The organism is Paenibacillus sp. YAE3 (assembly GCF_057546105.1).
This window is the reverse complement of sequence record NZ_BAAIYF010000013.1, coordinates 36770-57537: the sequence shown is the minus strand read 5'-3', so window position 1 is coordinate 57537 and position 20768 is coordinate 36770. Positions and strand designations below refer to the sequence as shown.

Sequence of the window (20768 nt, the reverse complement as noted above, 5' to 3'; positions counted from 1 at the left end):
TCTTCTGATATTCCTCCATTAAAGTAAGTGTATTCTGATTGGTGGAGGAATTCTGATGTCAACCGTATCAACTGCGTCCGGCAACCGCCCGGCATCGGTTTGGGCCAACCGGACGTATTCGAAAATGTTTGCGGCCTACGCCATGGCGTCTTTCGGCGAATGGTTCGACGCCTTTGCGATTGAAATCCTGGTCGCTTACCGCTGGCATGCCGATCCGTTTATGATTGCCCTCATTCCCGTCATGATGGCTCTTCCGGGCATCCTGCTCGGTTCTTTTGCCGGCGTCATCGCCGACCGGTGGAAGAAGGTCAATTTAATGCTGATCGCCGATGCGGCCGAGACGGTCCTTACCGTGCTGCTGCTTTTTGTCCCGGGGATGTACTGGCTGCTGCCGCTTCTTGCGCTGCGCGCCGCCATGGGCGTATTCCGCGTCCCGGCGCATCAGGCGCTGACCCGCCAAGTGGTCCATGAAAACCAGCTGCTGAAGGCGACCTCTTACAACGGACTCGTCAACCAGTTTTCCAAAATCGCGGGTCCCCTGCTCGGGGCCGTGGCTTTGACGGTCTTTTCCCCGCAGCTTTGCATTCTGGTCAATGCGGTCACGCGGCTGCTTTCCTGCGCACTGCTGTTTACGCTGCGGCATATCGATCAAAACGAGGCCGTAGAGCGGAAGGCGCACGGCGGCCATTTGGACGATGAGGGGCAAAAACAAGGCTTTGTCAGATCGTGGAAGCAAGGATGGGGCGCGCTGCTGCAGCGCCGGATTTTGCTCAGCAGCTTTCTCGTCAACATGTCCGTGATGCTGGTCATCCTGATGATCGATTTTCAGTTTCCGACGTTGTACCGGGAAATCGCACCCCATAATGAATCGCTGCTCGGTTGGGTGCTGTCGGCGACCGGGGTAGGCGCGGTGGTCACCATCTTGCTGCTGAACCGTCTCGGCAGAGTAAGATACGGCCTCGGCATCGGGGGAGGCGTAGCGCTGGTTGGAGCCGCCTTCGGCTTCATGGGGCTGCTGGTACCGGGCTCGCCGGACATATGGAGCATCGCTTTGGGCTTCGTCATCGGCATTGGCAACGGGCTGTTTATCGTAACGTATAACTATGTTCTGCAGAAAGAAACGCCGGAGGGCATGACCGGACGCATTTTCGGCATCCAAAACATGTCCGCCAGCACCCTGATGGTCGCCGCTCCGTTAATTGGCGGGGTTCTTATTCATGGATGGGGCGTAAGCAGGGTATTTCTCCTGTTGGGGGCCGTGGTATTGATAATCGGAATAGCCTGCCTCGTTTTTCAGGCGGTGTTATGGCCGTCCAAGCAAGCCGCGACTCTGTCGGAGGAGATGCGGGAGGTTTTCGGGTAAGTTCTTTATGCATTCCTTTGGAAAGTTAGTTGAACTCTCTGATGAAGTAAAAAGGCTGCGAGCCATCGCAGCCTATTCGTTACTTAAACGCTTGTCATCTAAGTGTAATGTTTTTTTCTTTTTGAATAGTCCTATTGGCTTAATTTGTTGAAATAATTTTTAATATCGTTTAAATCCTGTGTCTTAAGGGTGATTTCTTTGTTGTCAGTCACGATTATAGCAGGGAATTCGTCTATTCCAATGGCACCAGCCATTTTTTTGTTTTTCTTGACTTCAACATCGTATAGCTGGATACCTTGAATTCGTTCCAACAGTTCTTTTTTTGAATTCATATATTCAAGCAGCTTATCATCTAATTGAGTTTGATTATCGTAGAATAAGTGGATTTTATATCTGTTACTAGAATCTGAGGATAAATATTCAAGCACACTTTGCTTGCTTTTACTTGAACAGCCTGTCGTCAAAATAAACGCACAAATAATAATCAATTTAATTAGTTTCAATGGATTCACCCCATTGGTTATAAATTTTTCACCATTTACCATTACCTTAAAAAGTAAAGTAAAAACGGAGGGTCGGCAATGATACGTTATCCCATTTTAAAAGAAGGTGCCGTCATCGGCACGACAGCGCCGTCATCCGGCGTCCCGGAAAGCATGCATGGTTTGATTCGGGAAGCGACCCGACGTTTGGAGAAGGATGGCTTTCGGGTCGTTGCCGGGGAAACCGTATGGACGCAAAACAAGGCAAAATCCGCCCCGGCCAAGGTGCGTGCCGCCGAACTGAACCGGATGGTCCGGGACGAGGGCATAGACTTGATCGTGCCCCCTTGGGGCGGGGAACTGCTGGTCGAGATTCTGGAGTATCTCGATTTCGAAGAGCTGCCGGAAAAATGGCTGCTCGGCTATTCGGACATCAGCGTGCTGCTGCTTGCCGTGACGCTCACAACAGGGCTGGCCACCGCCCACGGCACGAACCTGGTGGACTTAAGGGGCGAATTTTCCGATGAGACGACGGCCATGTGGCGTACCGTACTGTCTACGAAATCAGGGGAATCCGTCGTGCAGCATTCGTCGCCAAAGTTTCAGAAACAATGGGATCATGCCAACCCGTCGCCATGCGTCTTCCAATTGACGGAACCGACGGCATGGAAGACCGTATCCGGAGGGAAAACCGCCATCCAGGGCCGCCTCCTCGGGGGCTGCGTCGACGTGATCCGGCATCTGATCGGCACGCCGTTTGGCGATGTCCGCCGCTTTCAGCGGGAACGGATTGGCGGGGAACCGATCCTGTGGTATCTCGAAAACTGCGAGCTGAACACGGCCGATTTGCGCCGGTCGCTCGTGCAGATGAAGCTGGCGGGCTGGTTCGATCATTGTTCCGGCCTGATGTTCGGACGAAGTCCGGCCAACCGTCCGGTCGAAAATTACACCGCCGAGGATATATACCGCGAGCTTGCGGAAGAACTGCAGGTGCCTGTTATCCATGACATCGACTGCGGGCATGTGCCTCCGCAGATTACCTTCATCAACGGCGCATACGCCGAGGTGGAGGCGGAGGACGGACGCGGGAGGGTTGTGCAGCATTTTAGGCCGTAAAAATTTTCCCAAAAGAATTCGCCACTTGGACTCCAAGTGGCTTTGTTTTTTCACCTAATATGTAACTTTTTACTTTTTTATCTGTTTTTATGAATATGTCGCAAATAGGAATAGCAGGCCGACTTCTTATTCTCCTTTTCAAAAAAAACTTTGCTAAACTAACCAAAAAAAACTACTGGGGGGTTCATGTGCGAAAAACAAAACGTTTTCTTATGGCAGTTGCTGCTTTGGCATTGTTTTTAGGATTCCCGAAGGGCGGCTATGCATCTGCTTCCATGATCGAAAAGAAGGTTCCGGTGCTGCTGCAGATCAATGAATTTGATGTATTATACACCTACCCGAAGCAGCCATACCTCGATAAAAACAATAGATTAATGGTACCGTTACGCGCTGTAAGCGAATTAATCGGTGGTAAAGTAAGTTATAATCCAACCCAAAAGACAGCATTAATTCAAATGAATGACAAAGATCTCCAGATTACAGCCGGATCGAAGAGTATCCAAGTGAATAATGTCCCCCGAATGATGGATACGGTCCCGGTTCGTGCCTTGATCGATAACTTGGATCTTCCGGCAATTATAGACCCAAAAACAGGGTTCGTTCATATAAGCAGCGAATCCATGGACAAAAACCAAATGATTGAATTAATGAAAGAGTCAGATCTTTCCCCTGCCGATATTGCGGATCATAATGCAATTCTTCCACTTTTCTACGATTTGACATTAAATAATAACGGCAGCGGTGAATTGCAAAATGGAAAGATCTATATCCAATCGAAAAATATAAGCGGAAAAGTCATAGCCGAAGGAAAAGAGGATCTTCATGTAATATTCCTGTTTGATAAAGCATTTCAAATGGAAGCAGACTCGAATACGACGGATCAGAACAATGAACGACCACGCCCAAAACTCGGATTGAACCAAATCTTTACTAGAACTGTGAGTTTTACAGCGAGTAATGATGATGAGAAATTGAGGTATATCTTAGCTGTTGGAAGGGTCTTTAAATGATCTGACTTTTTTAACCAGCACATTAGGCAGTCATATGTTATTATTTGGAAGAGAAACGGCATTTGGAAGGGCGATCCATCATCGAATCGCCCACTTGCATGTATGAAGGTTTCAAAAATACATAAAGCAACATAGGGAGTGATACGAATTGATTGAAACGGCGGGAAATCGGCAGGAGCCGGTCATATCGATCCGCAATCTGGAAATGAGTTATGGAAGCAAGCCGATTTTGCAGGGCATCGACCTGGACGTGCACAAGGGGCAAATCATCGGTTATATCGGCCCGAACGGCGCGGGCAAAAGCACGACGGTCAAAATCATGCTCGGCCTGGTCGAGGGGTACCGGGGCGAGGTGCGTATTTTCGGCAGGGACATCGCGGACGGGGACATCGAATACAAGCGGCGTATCGGTTATGTGCCGGAGGTGGCGGAGCTGTACGACAGCTTGACCGCACAGGAGTATTTGGTGTTTGTCGGGGAGCTGTACGGGCTTGCGCAGCGGAAGGCGGATCATAAAGCGAGACGGCTGATGGCCAAATTCGGGCTCGAGGAGGTTTATTTCGACCGGATTTCCTCGTACAGCAAAGGGATGCGGCAAAAAGTGCTTCTCATCTCCAGCCTGCTGCATAACCCGGACATCCTGTTCCTCGACGAGCCGCTGAGCGGGCTGGACGCCAACAGCGTCATGATCGTAAAAGAGATTTTGGCGGCGCTGGCTGCCGAAGGCAAAACGATTTTTTATTCCTCGCATATTATGGACGTCGTCGAGAAGATCAGCAGCCGCATTTTGCTGCTTAACGGGGGGCAGATCGTCGCCGACGGCAGCTTCGAGGAGCTGCGGGAGCAGTCGCATGAACGGTCGTTGGAGCAAATTTTTAATGATTTGACCGGATTTCACGAATACAAGGATGTGGCGTCTTCGTTCGTGTCGATCGTTCAGGAGGTGTAGCGGATGGGTAGCGTGAAATGGCTGCGAATTCTGGATCCGCTGCGGGGGCTGTTTGAAAGATCGGGAGTCGACTACGAAATGATGCGCCGCATATTGGAGGTCAAGCTGTTGATGGACGGCCGCAGGGTGCCGACGCTTATTCAGAAATCCTCCAAAACGGCTGACCCTGACAAGCAGTCCAACCAATTTATCAAGTCGCTGTGGTTTTACGTCATTATCAGTGTCATCTTGGTGCCGTTTATCGTTATGAAGACGAATTACATGTTTCAGATGAGCCTGGTGTTCGGCATCCTAATGTTCATGATCACGACTTCCATGATCTCTGACTTTTCATCCGTAATGCTGGACGTGCGTGACCGGAACATTTTGTTTTCCAAGCCGGTGCAGCGCCGAACGATCAGTATGGCGAAGATGCTGCACGTGATGATTTACCTGCTGCTGTTGACCGGATCGTTGACCGTGGTGCCGCTTTTGGTCAGTTTATTTAGGCAGGGCGTCTTGTTTTTTCTACTTTTCCTTGTGGAAATCGTGCTGATGGACTTTTTTATCGTCGCGCTGACGGCGGCGCTTTACTGGCTTGTACTGCGTTTTTTCGACGGGGAGAAGCTGAAGGACATCATCAATTACGTTCAGATCGGGCTGACCATCGTCATGACGGTGGGCTATCAGTTTATCTCCAGATTGTTTAACTTCATCGATCTGAAGGTCGCATTTAGGCCGCAATGGTGGGAGATATTCATATTTCCGGCTTGGTTCGCCTCCCCGTTCGAATGGCTGCTTGGCGAAGGGAAGTCGCCGCTGGTTATCGTCTTTTCCGTCCTTTCGGTCATCGGGACATTGGCTGCCTGGGGGTTGTATTCGCTGTTGATGCCTTCATTCGAACGGAATTTGCAGAAGCTCGCCAGCCATCACGGGCGGGGCAAGTCGGGAGGTTTCCGCCTGCAGGAAGGTCTGGGCAAGCTCTTTTGCCGGGGGCAGCTCGAAAGGCTCTTTTTCCGCTTTTCCTGGGACATGATGGGCCGGGAACGGGACTTTAAACTCAAGGTGTATCCGCAGCTTGGCTTTTCGATCGTCTTTCCGTTCATTTTCATGTTCAACATGCTGCGTTCGGAAGGCGGTTTTGCCGCCATGAGGACGGGCAAAGGGTTCCTGTTCCTGTACTTCTGCGCGCTGATGATCCCGAGCATCATCATGATGCTCAAATATTCGGGCAACTATAAAGGGGCCTGGATCTACCGAACCGCGCCGCTGACGGATACCGCGCCCGTCTACAAAGGCGCGCTGAAAGCCATGATCGTCCGGCTGTTTGCTCCGGTGTTTATTTTGCAGGCCGTCATCTTTCTGATTATTTTCGGCGCAAGGATTATTCCGGAACTCATCGTCATTCTGCTCGGGGTGCTGCTTTACGCGGTCGTCAGCTTTATGGCGCTGGAGAAGGGACTGCCGTTTTCGCAGCCGTTTCAAGGCTCGCAATCCGGCAGCGGGTTCGTCATTTTTGGGCTTTTAGTGCTGCTCGGCGTCTTCGCGGGTGCGCATTTTGGCTTTACATTTTTACCTTACGGCGAGTATTTATATATGCTGCTTCTGCTCGTTCTGAATCTCCTGGCTTGGAAGCTGGCTTTCCGCGAGCTGCCTGCGTCTTAAGTACCTGAATAGGTAAAATTACCCGTTCTTGCTCCGGCGAAAAAAATTTGCACTTTCCTGCCTATATTTCACACTTTGATTATGGTACAAAGAAGTAGTACATTAATAGATGAAATCATAAGGAGGTTTCTGAATTAATGTTCTATGAAGACAATGAGAACCTGACCATCATGACCTACACCTTGAATAGTGGCATTAAAGGAACTGTACCTTTATCGAATAAGCAAATTCAGGAATGGATCGAGTGCTATCGCACCGATGCGAAATTCATTACAGCTATTGGCAAGGAGTTTTTCGGCCTTAATCCAGAGCTGGTCGCGGATTTCAAAGTGCATAACCGTTTCTCCAACTACGCCGAAGTCATCAAGCCCGTAGGCAACCGCCCCACGGAATCGGATAATACCGATCAGCTGTCCAAAGCGTATGAAGAGAACCGCGTGTACTTCAAAGTCGACTGCAAATGCGGCACGACTTACACGACCTATTCCCAGTACTACACGACCAAATGGTATTGTTCCAAATGCAACGAGATCGTGTTTTTGGACAAGAAGAAGGGCAAAGTGGCTACGGACAAAGGCGATGCCTGGTACATGACGAACAAGTATTACGTAGCAAGAGACTAGCAGGAATTTGCGCGAAACGCCCGCCGTCCGGGCGAGAAGATATAGAGGAAATCCGAACCATTAAGGGACTGCTTTCGGGCCGCGTGCGGCTTGGGACGGTCCCTTTTGTTTGGGGCGATGCCTAAAATTTTTAATATTTTGTGACATAATTCACATAAGTGGGCTTTTGGACCTAAGATTGTGACATTTATCACATTTAGAATCCCGATGCTCTGCCAGAATACAGGAAGAAGGGGATTTTGCAGCCCGGAAGCGCGAAAGCCGGGTTTTTGCAAAATGCCGAGGAAAACAAAAGGATGGGGTATTCGAATCCATCGCCCAAGGGTTCTAACTTGAAAACTATGAGAAAGAGGGAAGAACAATGGACGTAATTATGCTGTCGCGGATTCAGTTTGCGGCAACGACGATTTTTCACTTTTTCTTCGTGCCCGTGTCCATCGGCCTGGCGTTTACGATCGCCATCATGGAGACGATGTACGTCGTCAAAGGCAAAGAAGAGTACAAACGGATGGCGAAGTTCTGGGGCAAGCTGTTCCTGATCAACTTCGCGATCGGCGTCGTGACGGGCATTCTGCAGGAATTCCAGTTCGGCATGAACTGGTCGGCGTATTCCCGGTTCGTCGGCGACGTATTTGGCGCTCCGCTGGCGGTAGAGGCGCTGCTTGCCTTTTTTATGGAATCGACGTTTATCGGACTTTGGATTTTCGGCTGGGAACGGCTTTCGAAAAAAGTGCATGCGCTGTGCATTTGGCTGGTTGCCATCGGGACGATCCTGTCCGCGTTTTGGATTTTGGCGGCGAACTCTTTCATGCAGCGTCCCGTCGGTTTTACGATCAACAACGGCCGGGCCGAAATGAACGACTTTTTGGCGCTGATCACGAACGGCCAGCTGCTGCTGGAGTTCCCGCATACGATATTGGCCGCGTTTATGACGGGCGCATTCCTCATTGCCGGGGTCAGCGCGTATAAGCTGCTCAAGAAACAAGACGTGCAGTTCTTCAAAAAATCGTTTGTGATCGCCACCGTCATCGGGCTTGTTTCCTCGATCGGCGTGGCGCTTGTCGGTCACCAGCAGGCCCAATATCTGGTCAAAACCCAACCGATGAAAATGGCTGCAACCGAAGCGCTGTGGGAAAACAGCGGCGACCCGGCGCCTTGGACGGTGACGGCGTTCATCGATACGGAAAACCAGCGAAATACCGGGGAGTTCCAGATCCCTTACCTGCTCAGCTTTTTGTCTTACAGCAAGTTTTCGGGCGAAGTGCAGGGCATGAAAGAGCTTCAAGCGCAATATGAGCAGCAATACGGCCCGGGCGATTATATTCCTCCGGTGCGCACGACCTTCTGGAGCTTCCGGATCATGGTGGCGAGCGGTACGCTGCTCATTCTGCTCAGCATGTACGGGGTATACTTGGCGGCGCGCAAAAGATTGGAAAACGGCAACAAATGGTTTATGCGCCTGATGGTTTTTGCGATTTCGCTGCCGATCATCGCCAATACGTCGGGCTGGATCATGACGGAAATCGGACGCCAGCCATGGACCGTGTTCGGACTGATGACGACCGCCGACGGCGTGTCCCCGAGCGTAACCGCGGGCCAAGTGCTGTTTTCGTTGATCGCCTTCGTAGCCATTTATGCCATACTGGCCGTCGTGATGGCCTACCTGTTTATCCGCGTTATCCAAAAGGGACCGTATGCCGCCGAAACGCAGGCGGAAACGTCCAGCGATCCATTCGATAAGGAGGAATACCGCCATGCTATCTCTTAATGAGCTGTGGTTCGTGCTCGTCGCGGTGCTGTTTACGGGGTTCTTTTTCCTCGAAGGTTTTGATTTCGGCATCGGGATGTCGACGGGCATTTTGGCGAAAACCGATACCGAACGCCGGGTGCTGATCAATTCCATCGGCCCGTTCTGGGATGCCAACGAGGTGTGGCTGCTGACGGCCGGAGGCGCGATGTTCGCGGCATTTCCGAACTGGTACGCCACGCTGTTCAGCGGATTTTATACGCCGCTTGTCCTGCTCCTGCTTGCGCTCATCGGGCGGGGGGTCGCCTTTGAATACCGGGGCAAGGTGGAGAAGGCTTCCTGGAAAAAAACATGGGACATCGTCATCCTGATCGGCAGCCTGCTGCCGCCGCTTCTGCTGGGCGTCGTGTTCGCCGATTTGATTCAAGGCTTGCCGATCGACCGGGCGATGGAAATGAAAGCTTCGTTTTTCGGCGATATCGTCAACTTCTATTCCGTGGTCGGCGGCCTGACGATGGTGGTGCTTTGCCTTGTGCACGGCCTGCTGTTCGCGACGCTGCGGGTGACGGGCGACCTTCAGGCCCGCGCGCGCCGCATGGCCCGCAGCCTGATGGTTCCGCTTGCGGTACTCGTTGTCGCGTTCTTTACGCTGACGTATTTCAACACCGGCATTTTTGAAGCTCATGGCGGCATCTTGGTGGGCGTGCTTGCGACTTTGGCCATCGCGTTCGTGCTCGCGGTCGTGTTTTCCGGCAAGAAAAAAGACGGCTGGGCGTTTGGCATGACCGGGGCGGTGATCGCCATGACGATCGCGACGTTTTTCATCGGATTGTTCCCGAACGTCATGATCAGCTCGATCGACGCCGCCTTCAACCTGACGGTGGACAACGCGGCTTCCGGACATTATTCGCTGAAAGTGATGACGATCGTGGCTTTATCCCTGCTGCCGTTCGTGCTTGGTTACCAGATCTGGAGTTATTTTGTCTTCCATAAGCGGGTTCACGAGAAAGGGCATCTGGAATATTAATGGCTCGGAATTTGCTCGGCTATAAAGGGATAAAGCCAATTCTTGCCGCCTCACTCGCATTAACGCTTGCGCAAAGCCTGTCGATCATCCTGCTGGCAAGATGGCTGGCGGAGGCGCTCTCCGCCCTTTTTGCCGGCGAACCGCTGCACACCCAATACTATAAATTGATGATGTTTTTCGGAGCGTTCCTGGCCCGGCATCTCATAGGCTTCGTTCAGCAAAAAATGAGCCATGCCTTCGCCGAACGGACCGGAGCCGACCTGCGGCGGCAAGTGATGGAGAAGCTGTTTCAGCTCGGGCCAAGGTTCGCGAAGGAGGAGGGCACGGGCAACCTGGTCACGCTCATACTGGAAGGAACGGCGAAATTCCGGAACTACCTGGAGCTGATCGTGCCGCGGATGGCCGGAATGGCGCTCATTCCATGGGTCGTCCTCGCGTATATTTTCATGCAGGACATCACGTCGGGGATTATTCTGATCCTGGCGATGCCGATCTTGATCGCGTTTCTGATCCTGGTCGGGCTGGCTGCGCGCAAAACGACGGAAAAGCAGCTGGATACGTACCGCACGCTCTCCAACCACTTCGTCGATTCGCTCCGCGGATTGGAGACGCTGAAGCTGCTTGGACAAAGCCGGGAGCATATCGGCAGCGTCGCCAGGGTCAGCGATAGATACCGGTCGGCGACGATGCGCACGCTGCGGGTGGCGTTTTTATCCTCCTTTGCGCTTGACTTTTTTACGATGCTGTCGGTCGCTGTCGTTGCCGTCGGACTGGGCTTGCGGCTGATCAGCGGCGATCTGGCGCTGGTGACCGGATTGACGGTGCTCATTCTGGCGCCGGAGTATTTTTTGCCCGTGCGGATGGTGGGCGCCGATTTTCATGCCACGCTGGACGGCAAGGAAGCCGGGGCCGCCATGCGGAGCATCATCGAGGAGCCGCTTCCCGGGACCGCGGATGAGCCAATGGACGGTCAGGAAAAAAGAGAACTGAACTGGACGGCCGAAAGCCGCCTGTCGTTGTCGGAAGTGTCCGTACGGCATGAGCAGGAAGGGCCTTATTCGCTGAGGGAGCTTTCGCTGGAACTGCGGGGGACGGGCAAAATCGGAATCATCGGCGCCAGCGGCGCGGGCAAATCCACGTTCATCGACGTGTTTGGCGGATTTTTGCAGCCGTCCGAAGGGTTCGTGGCAGTGGATGGACGGCGTTTGGATGCCCCGGCGCTGGGAGAATGGAGAAAGCTGATGGCATATATTCCGCAGCATCCGTTTATTTTCAGCAGCACGCTTGCGGATAACATTCGTTTTTATGCGCCGGAAGCATCCAGCTCAGACGTGGAGCGCGCCGTCGCTGCGGCCGGGCTGACCGAGTTGGTGCGGAGCCTGCCGCATGGCCTTGAGGAGACAATCGGCGGTGGCGGCCGCCAGCTGAGCGGAGGGCAGGCACAGCGCGTGGCGCTGGCCCGGGCTTTTCTCAGCAAACGGCCCGTCATTCTGCTGGATGAGCCGACGGCGCATCTGGATATCGAGACCGAATATGAACTGAAGCAGACGATGCTGCCGCTGTTCGAAGGGAAGCTGGTATTGCTCGCGACGCACCGGCTGCACTGGATGCCAGACATGGATCTGATCGTCGTGCTGGAACACGGACGTGTCGCCGAAGTCGGCACGCACAAGGAGCTGATCTCCCGCAAGGGAGCTTATTATGAACTGATCCGGTCGCAAAGGGAGGGAATCGCATGAGAGAAGAAAGCTGGCTTCGGCCTTATGTACGGGCGTATCTTGGCCGTTTTCTCGTCATTATCGCTCTTGGCTGCCTGGCGCTCCTGACCGCGGCGATGCTGATGTTTACCTCGGGTTTCCTTATTTCCAAGGCGGCGCTGCAGCCGGAAAATATTTTGATGGTGTACGTACCGATCGTGCTTGTGCGCACGTTCGGGATCGGGCGCGCGGTCGCCCATTACGTGGAGCGCCTGGTCAGCCATGACGCCGTGCTGCGGATCCTCTCCCGGATGCGGACCCGATTGTATCGCGTCCTGGAACCGCAAGCGTTGTTCATTTCATCCCGGTTCCGAACCGGAGATGTGCTGGGCGTGCTTGCGGACGATATCGAATATTTGCAGGACGTATACTTGCGAACGGTATTCCCGAGCGTAGCGGCGTTGGTGCTTTATATAGGATCGATCGCGGCATTGGGGCGGTTCGATCTTCGTTTTGCTTTGGTGATGGCGCTGTACCTTTTGGTGCTTATCGTCGTCCTGCCATGGGCATCGCTGCTCGTCACCAAGGCGAAAAGCCGTTTGGCGAAAAAACAGCGCAGCGGGCTGTACGCCATGCTGACCGACGCCGTGCTTGGCATGAGCGATTGGGTGATCAGCGGGAGAGAACGGCAGTTTTTGGCCGCATACGATGCGGCGGCGAAAGAGGCTGCGCGGGTGGACGGCCAGCTCAAAAGCTGGGCGCGTTGGCGGCAGCTGATCGGGCAGGCCGTGGTGGGCCTTTGCGTGCTTTCGATGGCGGTATGGGCCGCCGGAGAATACGCCGCCGGGCACATCCCGGCCGTGCTGATCGCCGCGTTCACGCTTGTCGTGTTCCCAATGATGGATGCGTTTCTGCCGGTATCCGAGGCGATTGAAAAAATCCCGGGGTATCAAAGCTCTTTGCAGCGTTTGAACGAGATAAGCTGGCATGCGGGGACTTCGAAGGAGGAGGGAGATGCCGGGGCGGCGGAGGATATTCGCAGCTTGAACATGGGGAATGTCCATGTAAAGGTACAGGACCTCTGCTACCGTTATGACGACCGCTCCCCTTGGGCGCTGCAGGATATCTCCCTGGACCTGCCGCAGGGCAAACGGATCGCAATCATCGGGCGCAGCGGGGCAGGCAAATCGACGTTGCTCAAGCTGATCGAAGGGGCTTTGGCGCCGACGTCCGGCAGCGTTCGATTGAACGGAATCGAGGCTTATGCCATCGGCGACCGGATGCCGCAGGTCATTTCAGTGCTGAATCAAAACCCGCATCTGTTCGATACGACGGTGGCAAACAACATCCGCCTCGGCAATAGGGACGCAACCGATGAGGAAATCCGCGGCGCGGCCGCGCAGGTGAAGCTGGATCGGCTGATCGAATCGCTGCCGCTTGGGTACAAAACGCCGATGCTCGAAACCGGGCAGCGCTTCTCCGGCGGTGAGCGCCAGCGGATCGCGCTGGCCAGGGTGCTCCTGCAGAACAACCCGGTGGTCATTCTGGATGAACCGACGGTAGGGCTCGATCCACGTACGGAACGAGATTTGCTGGCAACCATGCTGGAGACGATGAAGGGCAAATCGCTTCTCTGGGTGACGCACCATTTGACAGGCGCGGAGCAGATGGACGAAATCATTTTCATGGAAAACGGCCGCATCGAAATGAGGGGCTCCCATGCGGAGCTGATGGCGTCGTCCGAACGGTACCGCCGGTTGTACCGGCTTGATCGGCCGGAGTTTGGATGGTAAAGGGAATGAATAAGATCGCCAAATCCGCGCATCCTATATATGGTTAAAATGGTACGCGAAGGGGGTGCGATCGAATGGTTGACAACAACAATTCCCAAGAGCCGAGCAAATATGAAGTGCAAAGAACCGAGCTGAACAAAATGCCGGTGCCTGACAAGCAAAGAGAGGAATTCGCGAAGGAAATGGTCGAAGACGCGAAGGAAGCGTTCGGCGAGCAGCAATCCGAGTAGTTGGCGGCGATCTTCTTGAAAAAATATATTGCCGTTCTAAACCCATGGTTTACTTCAACATGCAAAATCGCGCTACAAGGGGTGTCTCCCGGTCGATGAACCGATGGGACACCCTTGTTTGTCATTGCAGTTGCTGCCTTCTACTCTTATTGCAGCCCATTTATCAATCTTCCCCTGTCCAATACTTGACTTATCGTTCAAGAAAAATTATAGTATAAGACACGAAAAGGAGGGCAAAGCCATGGGCAGACATAAAGAATTCGACCAGGAAAAAGCCGTCGACCAAGCGCTGGAGCTATTTTGGGAAAAAGGCTACGAAAGCACCTCCATCCAGGATTTATGCGATCATTTGGGCATTCACCGGGGCAGCCTTTACGATACGTTCGGGGATAAACACGAGCTGTTTTTGGCCTGCCTCGACCGGTTCAGCCAGCGGGCGGACGAAAATTACAATTATATTTTAAAAGAGGACAGCGATTCGCCGCGCGAACAACTGGAGCGCTTTTTCTCCAAGGTGATCGACGTGTCGATGAACAACGCGGCGCGCGGGCGCGGCTGCCTGATGACGAATACGACGCTCGGGCCGGTGGCGAACGTACCGAACGTGGCGCGGCGCCTGGAGGCGCATGCGATGAACACGGAATCGTTGTTTTTCAGCTTCTTGATGCGCGCTCAAAATAAAGGCTGCCTGAAAGGCAAGCATAGCCCGCGGGAGCTGGCGCGTTTCCTGTCCGGTATCAAGCAGGGGCTGCACGTGATGGCCCGGAACGCGGCGGATCGCAGCGTGATGGAGGATTTTTGCAAAGTCGCGGTTTCGGCGGTCTTCTAATTTTTTTTAACTAATTTTTGAACCATCATTCAAGTATTTTTTTCGTCAATAACGCTTTTCTGAAATTCGCAAAAATACGTCTGTCTATCTTTGAAAGTGGGGGCGATAGACGGTTTTTTTGCCTCATTTTCTTGAACGAACATTCCAAAAAAGGAGAGAATCCAATGAAACGCATGTTATGGGTTATTCTGATGATGTCCATCGGGACGACGTTTACTTCGCCTTTATTTCCGCTTTATCAGGAGCATTATCGGTTAAGCAGTCTGCAAATCACGGTTCTATTTGCGGTTTATGCGCTGTTTTTGCTCCCGTCCCTGCTCATTTCCGGGTCCAGAGGGAGCGGCTGGGGACTTAAAAGGGTTTTGCGCTTTAGTATGTGGTTATCCATCATCGCCACGCTTGTCTTTATGGGGAGCCAGCAGGCGTGGCTGGTCTATGCCGCCAGAATTTTGGAAGGCATCGCGTACGGCATCTTTACGGGAACGTCCGTGGCCTTCCTGCTGCAGCAAACCCCCAAGGAGCAAACGGGCAAGGCGCTTATGTTATCGGGAATGACGGTGTCCGTCGGATTTGGTCTGGGACCGGCCATAACCGGGCTAGTCATTCAATATCTCCATCTGATGCCGCTCAGGGTGCCGTTCTGGATCTTGACTCTGTTTTTGCTCAGCGGGCTGATCACGCTTGAAACGTTAAAAGACCGGGACTTCGAGGCTCGCAAGCAGCTTGCAAAAATGCCTCCGGCACCGATTTCCCTCGGGGTTCCCGACGATATTCGCCGTCCGTTCTGGTCCTTCAGCGCGCTGCCGATTTTTACATTGTTTACGCTGAACGGCATCATCCTGTCCTTGATTCCTTCATTTGTGAAAGGCGTCCTTCATTCGTCGAACTTGTCGGTATCCGGCCTGTTGATTTTGCTGCTGCTTGGAGGCGGCGCTCTGCTGCAGCTGCTGCCGTTCGTCAAACATCCGGTCCACCGTCTGCGCGCCGGCATCGCCTTGCTGTCGCTTGGGGCCTGGCTGGTCGTCTTTTCGGGTTCGACCGGAAGCATCGGCTTGCTCTGGGCGGGCGTTTTGATTCAGGCGCTCGGCAGCGGGTGGACGTTCCAGGTCAGTTTGCGCCTGGCCGGGGAATTGCCGAATCCGGAAGCTCGGTCGAAGGTCGTTTCGACCTTTTATTTCGCCGGATATTCGGGATTTATCGTTCCGGTCGTCGGCACCGGCGTGCTGACGTATTTCTTCGATATGAACGTGTCGCTGATCGTCCTGAATATCCTTGCTTCCTTGCTGGTCGTTTACATGCTGGCTTACTCCGTGAAGTTCGCCCGATATTACGCCAATCGAAACGGGAAGCCGCTGACGGGGAAGAGCCGAAGCGTATCTGCGTAACCGCTTGTCGGGCGGGCTAGCCGCAGCAAAGCGATTCGGAACGAATGGAGGCATACCCAAGGAGCTTCAAACACTTAAAGTTTAGCCCAACCGCAAAAGCCCGTCCTTTCCGGACGGGCTGATTTATTGCCGTAACGTATTATTCTTTCGGATGAATCATTTGCTCCGGTCGCACAACGGCGTCAAACTGCTCTTCGGTGAGCAGGTTGCTCTTCAGGGCCGCTTCTTTCAGGGTCAGCCCTTCTTTATGCGCCAGTTTGGCAACCGCTGCGGCATTTTCGTAGCCGATATGCGGGTTCAGCGCCGTGACCAGCATCAACGATTGGTTCAGGTTGCGCTCGATGACGGCACGGTTCGGTTCGATGCCGACCGCGCAGTGGTCGTTGAAGGATACCATGGCGTCCGCCAGCAAACGCGCCGATTGCAGGAAGTTGTAAATGATGACCGGCTTAAACACGTTCAGCTCGAAATTGCCTTGGCTCGCGGCAAAACCGATCGCCGCATCGTTGCCCATCACCTGGCAGACGACCATCGTCATCGCTTCGCTTTGGGTCGGATTCACTTTGCCCGGCATGATGGAGCTTCCCGGTTCGTTGGCCGGAATGGTGAGTTCCCCGATGCCGCAGCGCGGACCGCTGGCCAGCCAGCGCACGTCGTTGGCGATTTTCATGAGATCGGCGGCAAGCGCTTTCAGCGCGCCGTGAACATACACGAGCTCGTCATGGCTGGTGAGGGCATGGAATTTGTTTGCGGCGGAGGTGAAGGTTTTGCCCGTCAGCTTGCTGATGTTGGCCGCCGTCATGTCGCCGAATTTCGGATGCGCATTGATGCCCGTGCCCACGGCTGTTCCGCCGATGGCCAGCTCACGCAGCGATTCGATGCTTGCGCGGATCATGCCTTCGCTTTTTTCCAGCATCCGGTGCCAGCCGCTGATTTCTTGGCCGAGCGTAAGTGGAGTGGCGTCCTGCAGATGCGTTCTGCCGATTTTAATGATATCCATAAACTCTTCGCTTTTCGTGCGGAACGTTTCCTTCAGCTTCGCGATTGCGGGGAGGACTTGATCCTCGACGGCAATCAGGGCTGCGATATGCATCGCTGTCGGGAACGTGTCGTTCGAGCTTTGCGATTTGTTGACGTCGTCGTTCGGGTGCACGCGCTGCTCGCTGCCTTTTTCCTGCAGCATTTGGTTGGCGCGGTTTGCGATCACCTCGTTGACGTTCATGTTCGATTGGGTGCCGCTTCCGGTTTGCCATACGGCCAGCGGGAAGTGTTCGTTCAGCTTGCCTTCGATCACCTCGTCGGCCGCCGCCACGATCGCATCGGCTTTTTCGGCGTTCAGCTTGCCCAGCTCTTTATTCGCGAGCGCCGCGCTTTTCTTCAGGATCGCAAATTCGCGGATCAGCTCCAGCGGCATTTTCTCCGTACCGATTTTGAAATTTTCAAAGCTCCGCTGCGTTTGGGCTGCCCACAGCTTGTCCGCGGGAACTTTAATTTCGCCGATGGTGTCTTTTTCGATTCTGAATTCCACTTGCATTTCCTCCTTCACCACTCGTGAGTTCATTTCGATTCCAAGGCTCGTTTCCGGGCCGAAACCGGCCGCAAGAAACGGACCTGTCTCCATATGAAATATATCATAATCTCCCGGCCAGTTGAAATTGAAAAAAAGAAAGCACGCGAGCAAAAGGATGCAATTAAACATTGCGTTTACATTTCTCTTCATTTCTTTTCATAGTTTCCTTCTATACTAACCCTAGCAGGAACGATATGAAGGAGGAATAATGATGAGCAAAAAGAAACGCAGTATCGTGCAAGCCGCGCTGTGCCTGACGGCGGCAGCCAGCCTTATCGTATCCGGGGGAGCCGTTCAAGCGAAAGGGAACGCGGCGCCGCCGACCAAAGCGAAAAACGTCATTTTGTTCGTCGGCGACGGCATGGGAACGTCCCAGCGCGATGCCATTCGTTTGAACACGGTGGGACTGAACGGCAAGCTGCAGATGGACGACATGCCTTATTCCGCATTTTTGCGTACCCACTCCACGTCCGCGGTGACCGACTCCGCAGCAGCCGCCACGGCGATCGCCAGCGGCGTGAAGACGTATAACGGCGCGGTTGGCGTCGACGCCAACAAAAAACCGGCCAAAACGCTGCTTGAAGTAGCAAAAGGCCTCGGCAAATCGACAGGCCTGGTAACGACAAGCCAAATCACCGACGCCACGCCGGCTGCGTTTGGCGCCCACGTCGAAGACCGTTCGCAGCAAAGCAAAATCGCCAAGCAGTATCTGGATAACAGCAAAGTCGACCTGCTGCTCGGCGGCGGCGAAGATTTCTGGTACCCTGCAGGAAATCCGGGCAAATTCCCAGATCATCCGGCCGAAGATCCTAAGGAAGAAAGCAAAGGCACGGAAGGCAATCTCGTCGAGCATGCGAAGAAACTCGGCTACCAATACGTCACGAGCAAGGAAGAGTTGCAAAAGGCGAAAAACGGTAAAATCCTCGGGCTGTTCGCCAACGAGGAGATGTTCCAGCAAAATCCGGAAGGCGAAGGGGACGTATACAACCCTGTCGTTTCGCTTAAAGACATGACGCAAAAGGCGCTGGATACGCTGTCCACCAACAAAAAAGGCTTTTTCCTGATGGTTGAAGAGGAAGGCACCGACGAAATGGCGCATGAAAACAACGCGAAGCTGACGATCAAAGCCGGACAGGAGCTGGACAAAGCGGTAGGCGTCGCCAAAGAATTCGCGAAAAAGCACCCGGACACCCTCGTGCTGGTGCTGGCCGACCATGAAACCGGCGGCTTTTCGCTCGAGCCCGTCGACGAGAAGGACGAATCCGGCGACGGCATTTCAAAAGAGGACGGACCGTTCAGTATTTACGGCTCAAAAGAGCAGTTCTACGTCGATTGGACGACTTCCGGACATACCGGAGCGGACATTCCGCTGACGGCGATGGGAAGCGGCGCGGAGCTCTTTACGGGCGTGCACGAAAACACGTATGTGCATGACGCGATCCTGAAAGCATGGGGCGTGAAAAAATAAAGAAAACCTGCCGTTCCTTCCCGGAATGCAGGTTGGTATGAGGGGCAAGCGCTACAAACTCGCTTCTTCGCGGGGGCGTTCGGCGCGGATGACGGTCCGGTATTGGATCGGAGTCAGCCCCTCGTTTTTTTTGAACTTATGGATAAAATTTGCGAGGTCGATGAAGGCATGACCGGCTTCGTCCCGCCCGCTTTGGGCAATACAAAAACGCTCCGGCACGCGGGGGTATCCCCAAATGCGGGAGCGTTTTTCGTCATCCAAGCCTTCCGGCGTCCGGATTATTATTTCGCGGGTTTGGCCCTTTTGCCTTTCCGCGCCCGGCGCAGGAAGAAGGACAACACCAATGCGATGACGGCAATCCAGGTCGCCACGATAAAGGCGTCGTTGATCCCTTCGATCGTTGCCTTTTCGGTCACGACGCCAATGACGCCTTGAAGCGCCAGGGCGAATCCGGTTTCGGCGGGCACCCCGGCCGTGGCGGAGATGTTTTGGCTGACCGCGGCCAAGTTTTCGGCCATAAACGGATTATTGGGCGTATACAGTTCCGCGGCCTGCTCAACGTGAATCGTCGTGCGCGTGGACATGACCGTCACGAGCAGCGCGGTCCCGATCGAACCGGCCACCTGCCGCATCGTGTTGGACATGGCCGTGCCGTGAGCCCCAAGCCGGGGAGGAAGCTGGTTGAGTCCTTCGGTCTGCACGGACATCATGATCAGCGACATGCCGAAGCTGCGCACCGTGTACAGCAGCATCAGGTGGGAGAAGGTGGTGTCCGTGGTCAGTTTGCTGAATTCGAACGTCGTCAGGGCGGTGATGATGAGACCGACGATCGCAAGCGGCCTGGCCCCGGTCTTATCGAAAATCGCGCCGGAAATCGGCGACATGACGCCCATCAGCAAAGCGCCGGGCAGCAATAGCAGCCCCGACTGAAGCGGCGTGAAGCCCCGGATGTTTTGCAGGTAAATCGGGAGCAGCAGCATCGCGCCGAACATCGCCATGTTGACCAGGCCGCCGATAATGGTGGAAAACGTAAAGATATCGTACTGGAACACCCGAAAATCGAGCATCGGAACCTTCATGTTCAGCTCGCGCACGACGAACAACGCGATAAAGACGAGCCCGACGAACAGCGAGCCAAGCACGATCCCGCTTGTCCAGCCTTTGTCTCCCGCCGAGCTGAATCCGTACAGAAGCACGCCGAAACCAAGCGTGGAAAAGACGACTCCCCAAAAATCGAACTTCGGTTTGGTCAGCTTGTTGACGTTCGTCAGCCATCGGAAAGCGAACAAAATGTCCAACACGGCAAGCGGGATGACCATGATGAACAAAATGCGCCACGTGTAATGCTCCACGATCCAACCGGAAAGCGTCGGGCCCACGGCGGGGGCGAACATCATGGCGATGCCCATCGTCCCCATCGCGGTTCCCCGTTTTTCCGGGGGAAACACCGTCAGAAACACGTTCATGACGACAGGCATAATGATGCCCGCGCCGCTCGCCTGAATGATCCGCCCGACGAGCATGATCACGAACGAGTTGCTGACGGCGCATATGACCGCCCCGGCGGTAAAAAGACCCATGGCGGACATGAACAAGGCGCGCGTTCCGTACGATTCGATTAGAAACGCCGTCACCGGCACGAGCACGCCGTTCACGAGCATATACGCGGTAGAGAGCCACTGGACGGTCGTGGCCGACACGTTGAATTCATTCATCAAATGGGGGATGGCCACGTTCAGAAGCGTTTGGTTCAAAATGGAGACAAAAGCTCCCAGCAGCAGGACGGTGAGCGTTCGCCCCATATGAAATTCCTTTGCGTTTGCCATGGCAGGAAA

General features: G+C 54.0%; 18 protein-coding genes. 14 read left to right on the top strand and 4 right to left on the bottom strand.

Annotation, left to right across the window (positions count from 1 at the left end; translation table 11 throughout):
- The first annotated feature begins 55 nt into the window (after nt 1-55).
- Nucleotides 56-1363 (top strand): MFS transporter, encoded by a 1308-nt coding sequence (locus tag AC27KL_RS22425; protein ID WP_487171116.1) that lies wholly within the window; start codon nt 56-58, stop codon nt 1361-1363.
- 131 nt (nt 1364-1494) lie between these two features.
- On the opposite strand, the gene AC27KL_RS22420 is transcribed toward AC27KL_RS22425, so the two are convergent.
- Nucleotides 1495-1866: a hypothetical protein gene (locus AC27KL_RS22420; RefSeq protein ID WP_487171115.1), complete on the bottom strand. Its 372-nt coding sequence runs from the start codon at nt 1864-1866 to the stop codon at nt 1495-1497.
- A gap of 78 nt (nt 1867-1944) precedes the next feature.
- Between AC27KL_RS22420 and AC27KL_RS22415 the strand changes: the two genes are divergently transcribed.
- The 12 genes from AC27KL_RS22415 (at nt 1945) to AC27KL_RS22360 (ending at nt 15895) form a co-directional block, all read left to right on the top strand.
- Complete coding sequence (locus tag AC27KL_RS22415) at nt 1945-2961, top strand: S66 family peptidase (protein ID WP_487171114.1); 1017 nt, start codon at nt 1945-1947, stop codon at nt 2959-2961.
- Between the two features lie 188 nt (nt 2962-3149).
- Nucleotides 3150-3971 (top strand): copper amine oxidase N-terminal domain-containing protein, encoded by an 822-nt coding sequence (locus tag AC27KL_RS22410; protein ID WP_487171113.1) that lies wholly within the window; start codon nt 3150-3152, stop codon nt 3969-3971.
- A gap of 205 nt (nt 3972-4176) precedes the next feature.
- Entirely contained in the window at nt 4177-4920 is a 744-nt protein-coding gene (locus AC27KL_RS22405; RefSeq protein WP_339325250.1) for an ABC transporter ATP-binding protein, read from the top strand.
- A 3-nt stretch (nt 4921-4923) separates the two neighbouring features.
- Entirely contained in the window at nt 4924-6564 is a 1641-nt protein-coding gene (locus AC27KL_RS22400) for a hypothetical protein (RefSeq protein WP_487171112.1), read from the top strand.
- Between the two features lie 137 nt (nt 6565-6701).
- The gene (locus AC27KL_RS22395) at nt 6702-7187 is read left to right on the top strand and encodes a hypothetical protein (protein WP_036706234.1); all 486 of its coding nucleotides are present in this window, start codon (nt 6702-6704) and stop codon (nt 7185-7187) included.
- Between the two features lie 361 nt (nt 7188-7548).
- On the top strand, nt 7549-8955 hold the full coding sequence (locus AC27KL_RS22390) for a cytochrome ubiquinol oxidase subunit I (RefSeq protein WP_487171111.1): 1407 nt from the start codon (nt 7549-7551) through the stop codon (nt 8953-8955).
- A complete protein-coding gene (cydB, locus tag AC27KL_RS22385) occupies nt 8942-9961 on the top strand; it encodes a cytochrome d ubiquinol oxidase subunit II (RefSeq protein WP_487171110.1) in 1020 nt (339 codons plus the stop codon). The genes AC27KL_RS22390 and cydB overlap by 14 nt, the downstream gene beginning before the upstream one ends.
- The gene (cydD, locus tag AC27KL_RS22380; protein WP_487171109.1) at nt 9961-11700 is read left to right on the top strand and encodes a thiol reductant ABC exporter subunit CydD; all 1740 of its coding nucleotides are present in this window, start codon (nt 9961-9963) and stop codon (nt 11698-11700) included. The genes cydB and cydD overlap by 1 nt, the downstream gene beginning before the upstream one ends.
- Nucleotides 11697-13451: a thiol reductant ABC exporter subunit CydC gene (gene cydC / locus AC27KL_RS22375; RefSeq protein ID WP_487171108.1), complete on the top strand. Its 1755-nt coding sequence runs from the start codon at nt 11697-11699 to the stop codon at nt 13449-13451. The genes cydD and cydC overlap by 4 nt, the downstream gene beginning before the upstream one ends.
- Nucleotides 13452-13525: 74 nt before the next feature.
- Complete coding sequence (locus AC27KL_RS22370) at nt 13526-13681, top strand: hypothetical protein (RefSeq protein ID WP_197069894.1); 156 nt, start codon at nt 13526-13528, stop codon at nt 13679-13681.
- A 241-nt stretch (nt 13682-13922) separates the two neighbouring features.
- Entirely contained in the window at nt 13923-14510 is a 588-nt protein-coding gene (locus AC27KL_RS22365; RefSeq protein WP_487171107.1) for a TetR/AcrR family transcriptional regulator, read from the top strand.
- Between the two features lie 164 nt (nt 14511-14674).
- Nucleotides 14675-15895 carry an MFS transporter gene (locus AC27KL_RS22360; RefSeq protein WP_487171106.1) on the top strand — a complete coding sequence of 407 codons (1221 nt, stop codon included), beginning with the start codon at nt 14675-14677 and terminating at the stop codon, nt 15893-15895.
- Nucleotides 15896-16034: 139 nt separating this feature from the next.
- Here the strand turns inward: AC27KL_RS22360 and fumC are convergent, their stop codons facing one another.
- Nucleotides 16035-17423, bottom strand: coding sequence for a class II fumarate hydratase (gene fumC / locus AC27KL_RS22355; protein WP_487171105.1), 1389 nt, complete (start codon nt 17421-17423; stop codon nt 16035-16037).
- Nucleotides 17424-17676: 253 nt separating this feature from the next.
- On the opposite strand from fumC, the gene AC27KL_RS22350 reads away from it, so the two are divergent.
- The gene (locus AC27KL_RS22350; RefSeq protein ID WP_487171104.1) at nt 17677-18933 is read left to right on the top strand and encodes an alkaline phosphatase; all 1257 of its coding nucleotides are present in this window, start codon (nt 17677-17679) and stop codon (nt 18931-18933) included.
- A gap of 51 nt (nt 18934-18984) precedes the next feature.
- On the opposite strand, the gene AC27KL_RS22345 is transcribed toward AC27KL_RS22350, so the two are convergent.
- Nucleotides 18985-19194, bottom strand: coding sequence for a helix-turn-helix transcriptional regulator (locus AC27KL_RS22345; RefSeq protein WP_487171103.1), 210 nt, complete (start codon nt 19192-19194; stop codon nt 18985-18987).
- Between the two features lie 20 nt (nt 19195-19214).
- Nucleotides 19215-20759, bottom strand: a complete 1545-nt coding sequence (locus AC27KL_RS22340; protein ID WP_339322623.1) for a DHA2 family efflux MFS transporter permease subunit — start codon at nt 20757-20759, stop codon at nt 19215-19217.
- Between the last annotated feature and the right edge of the window lie 9 nt (nt 20760-20768).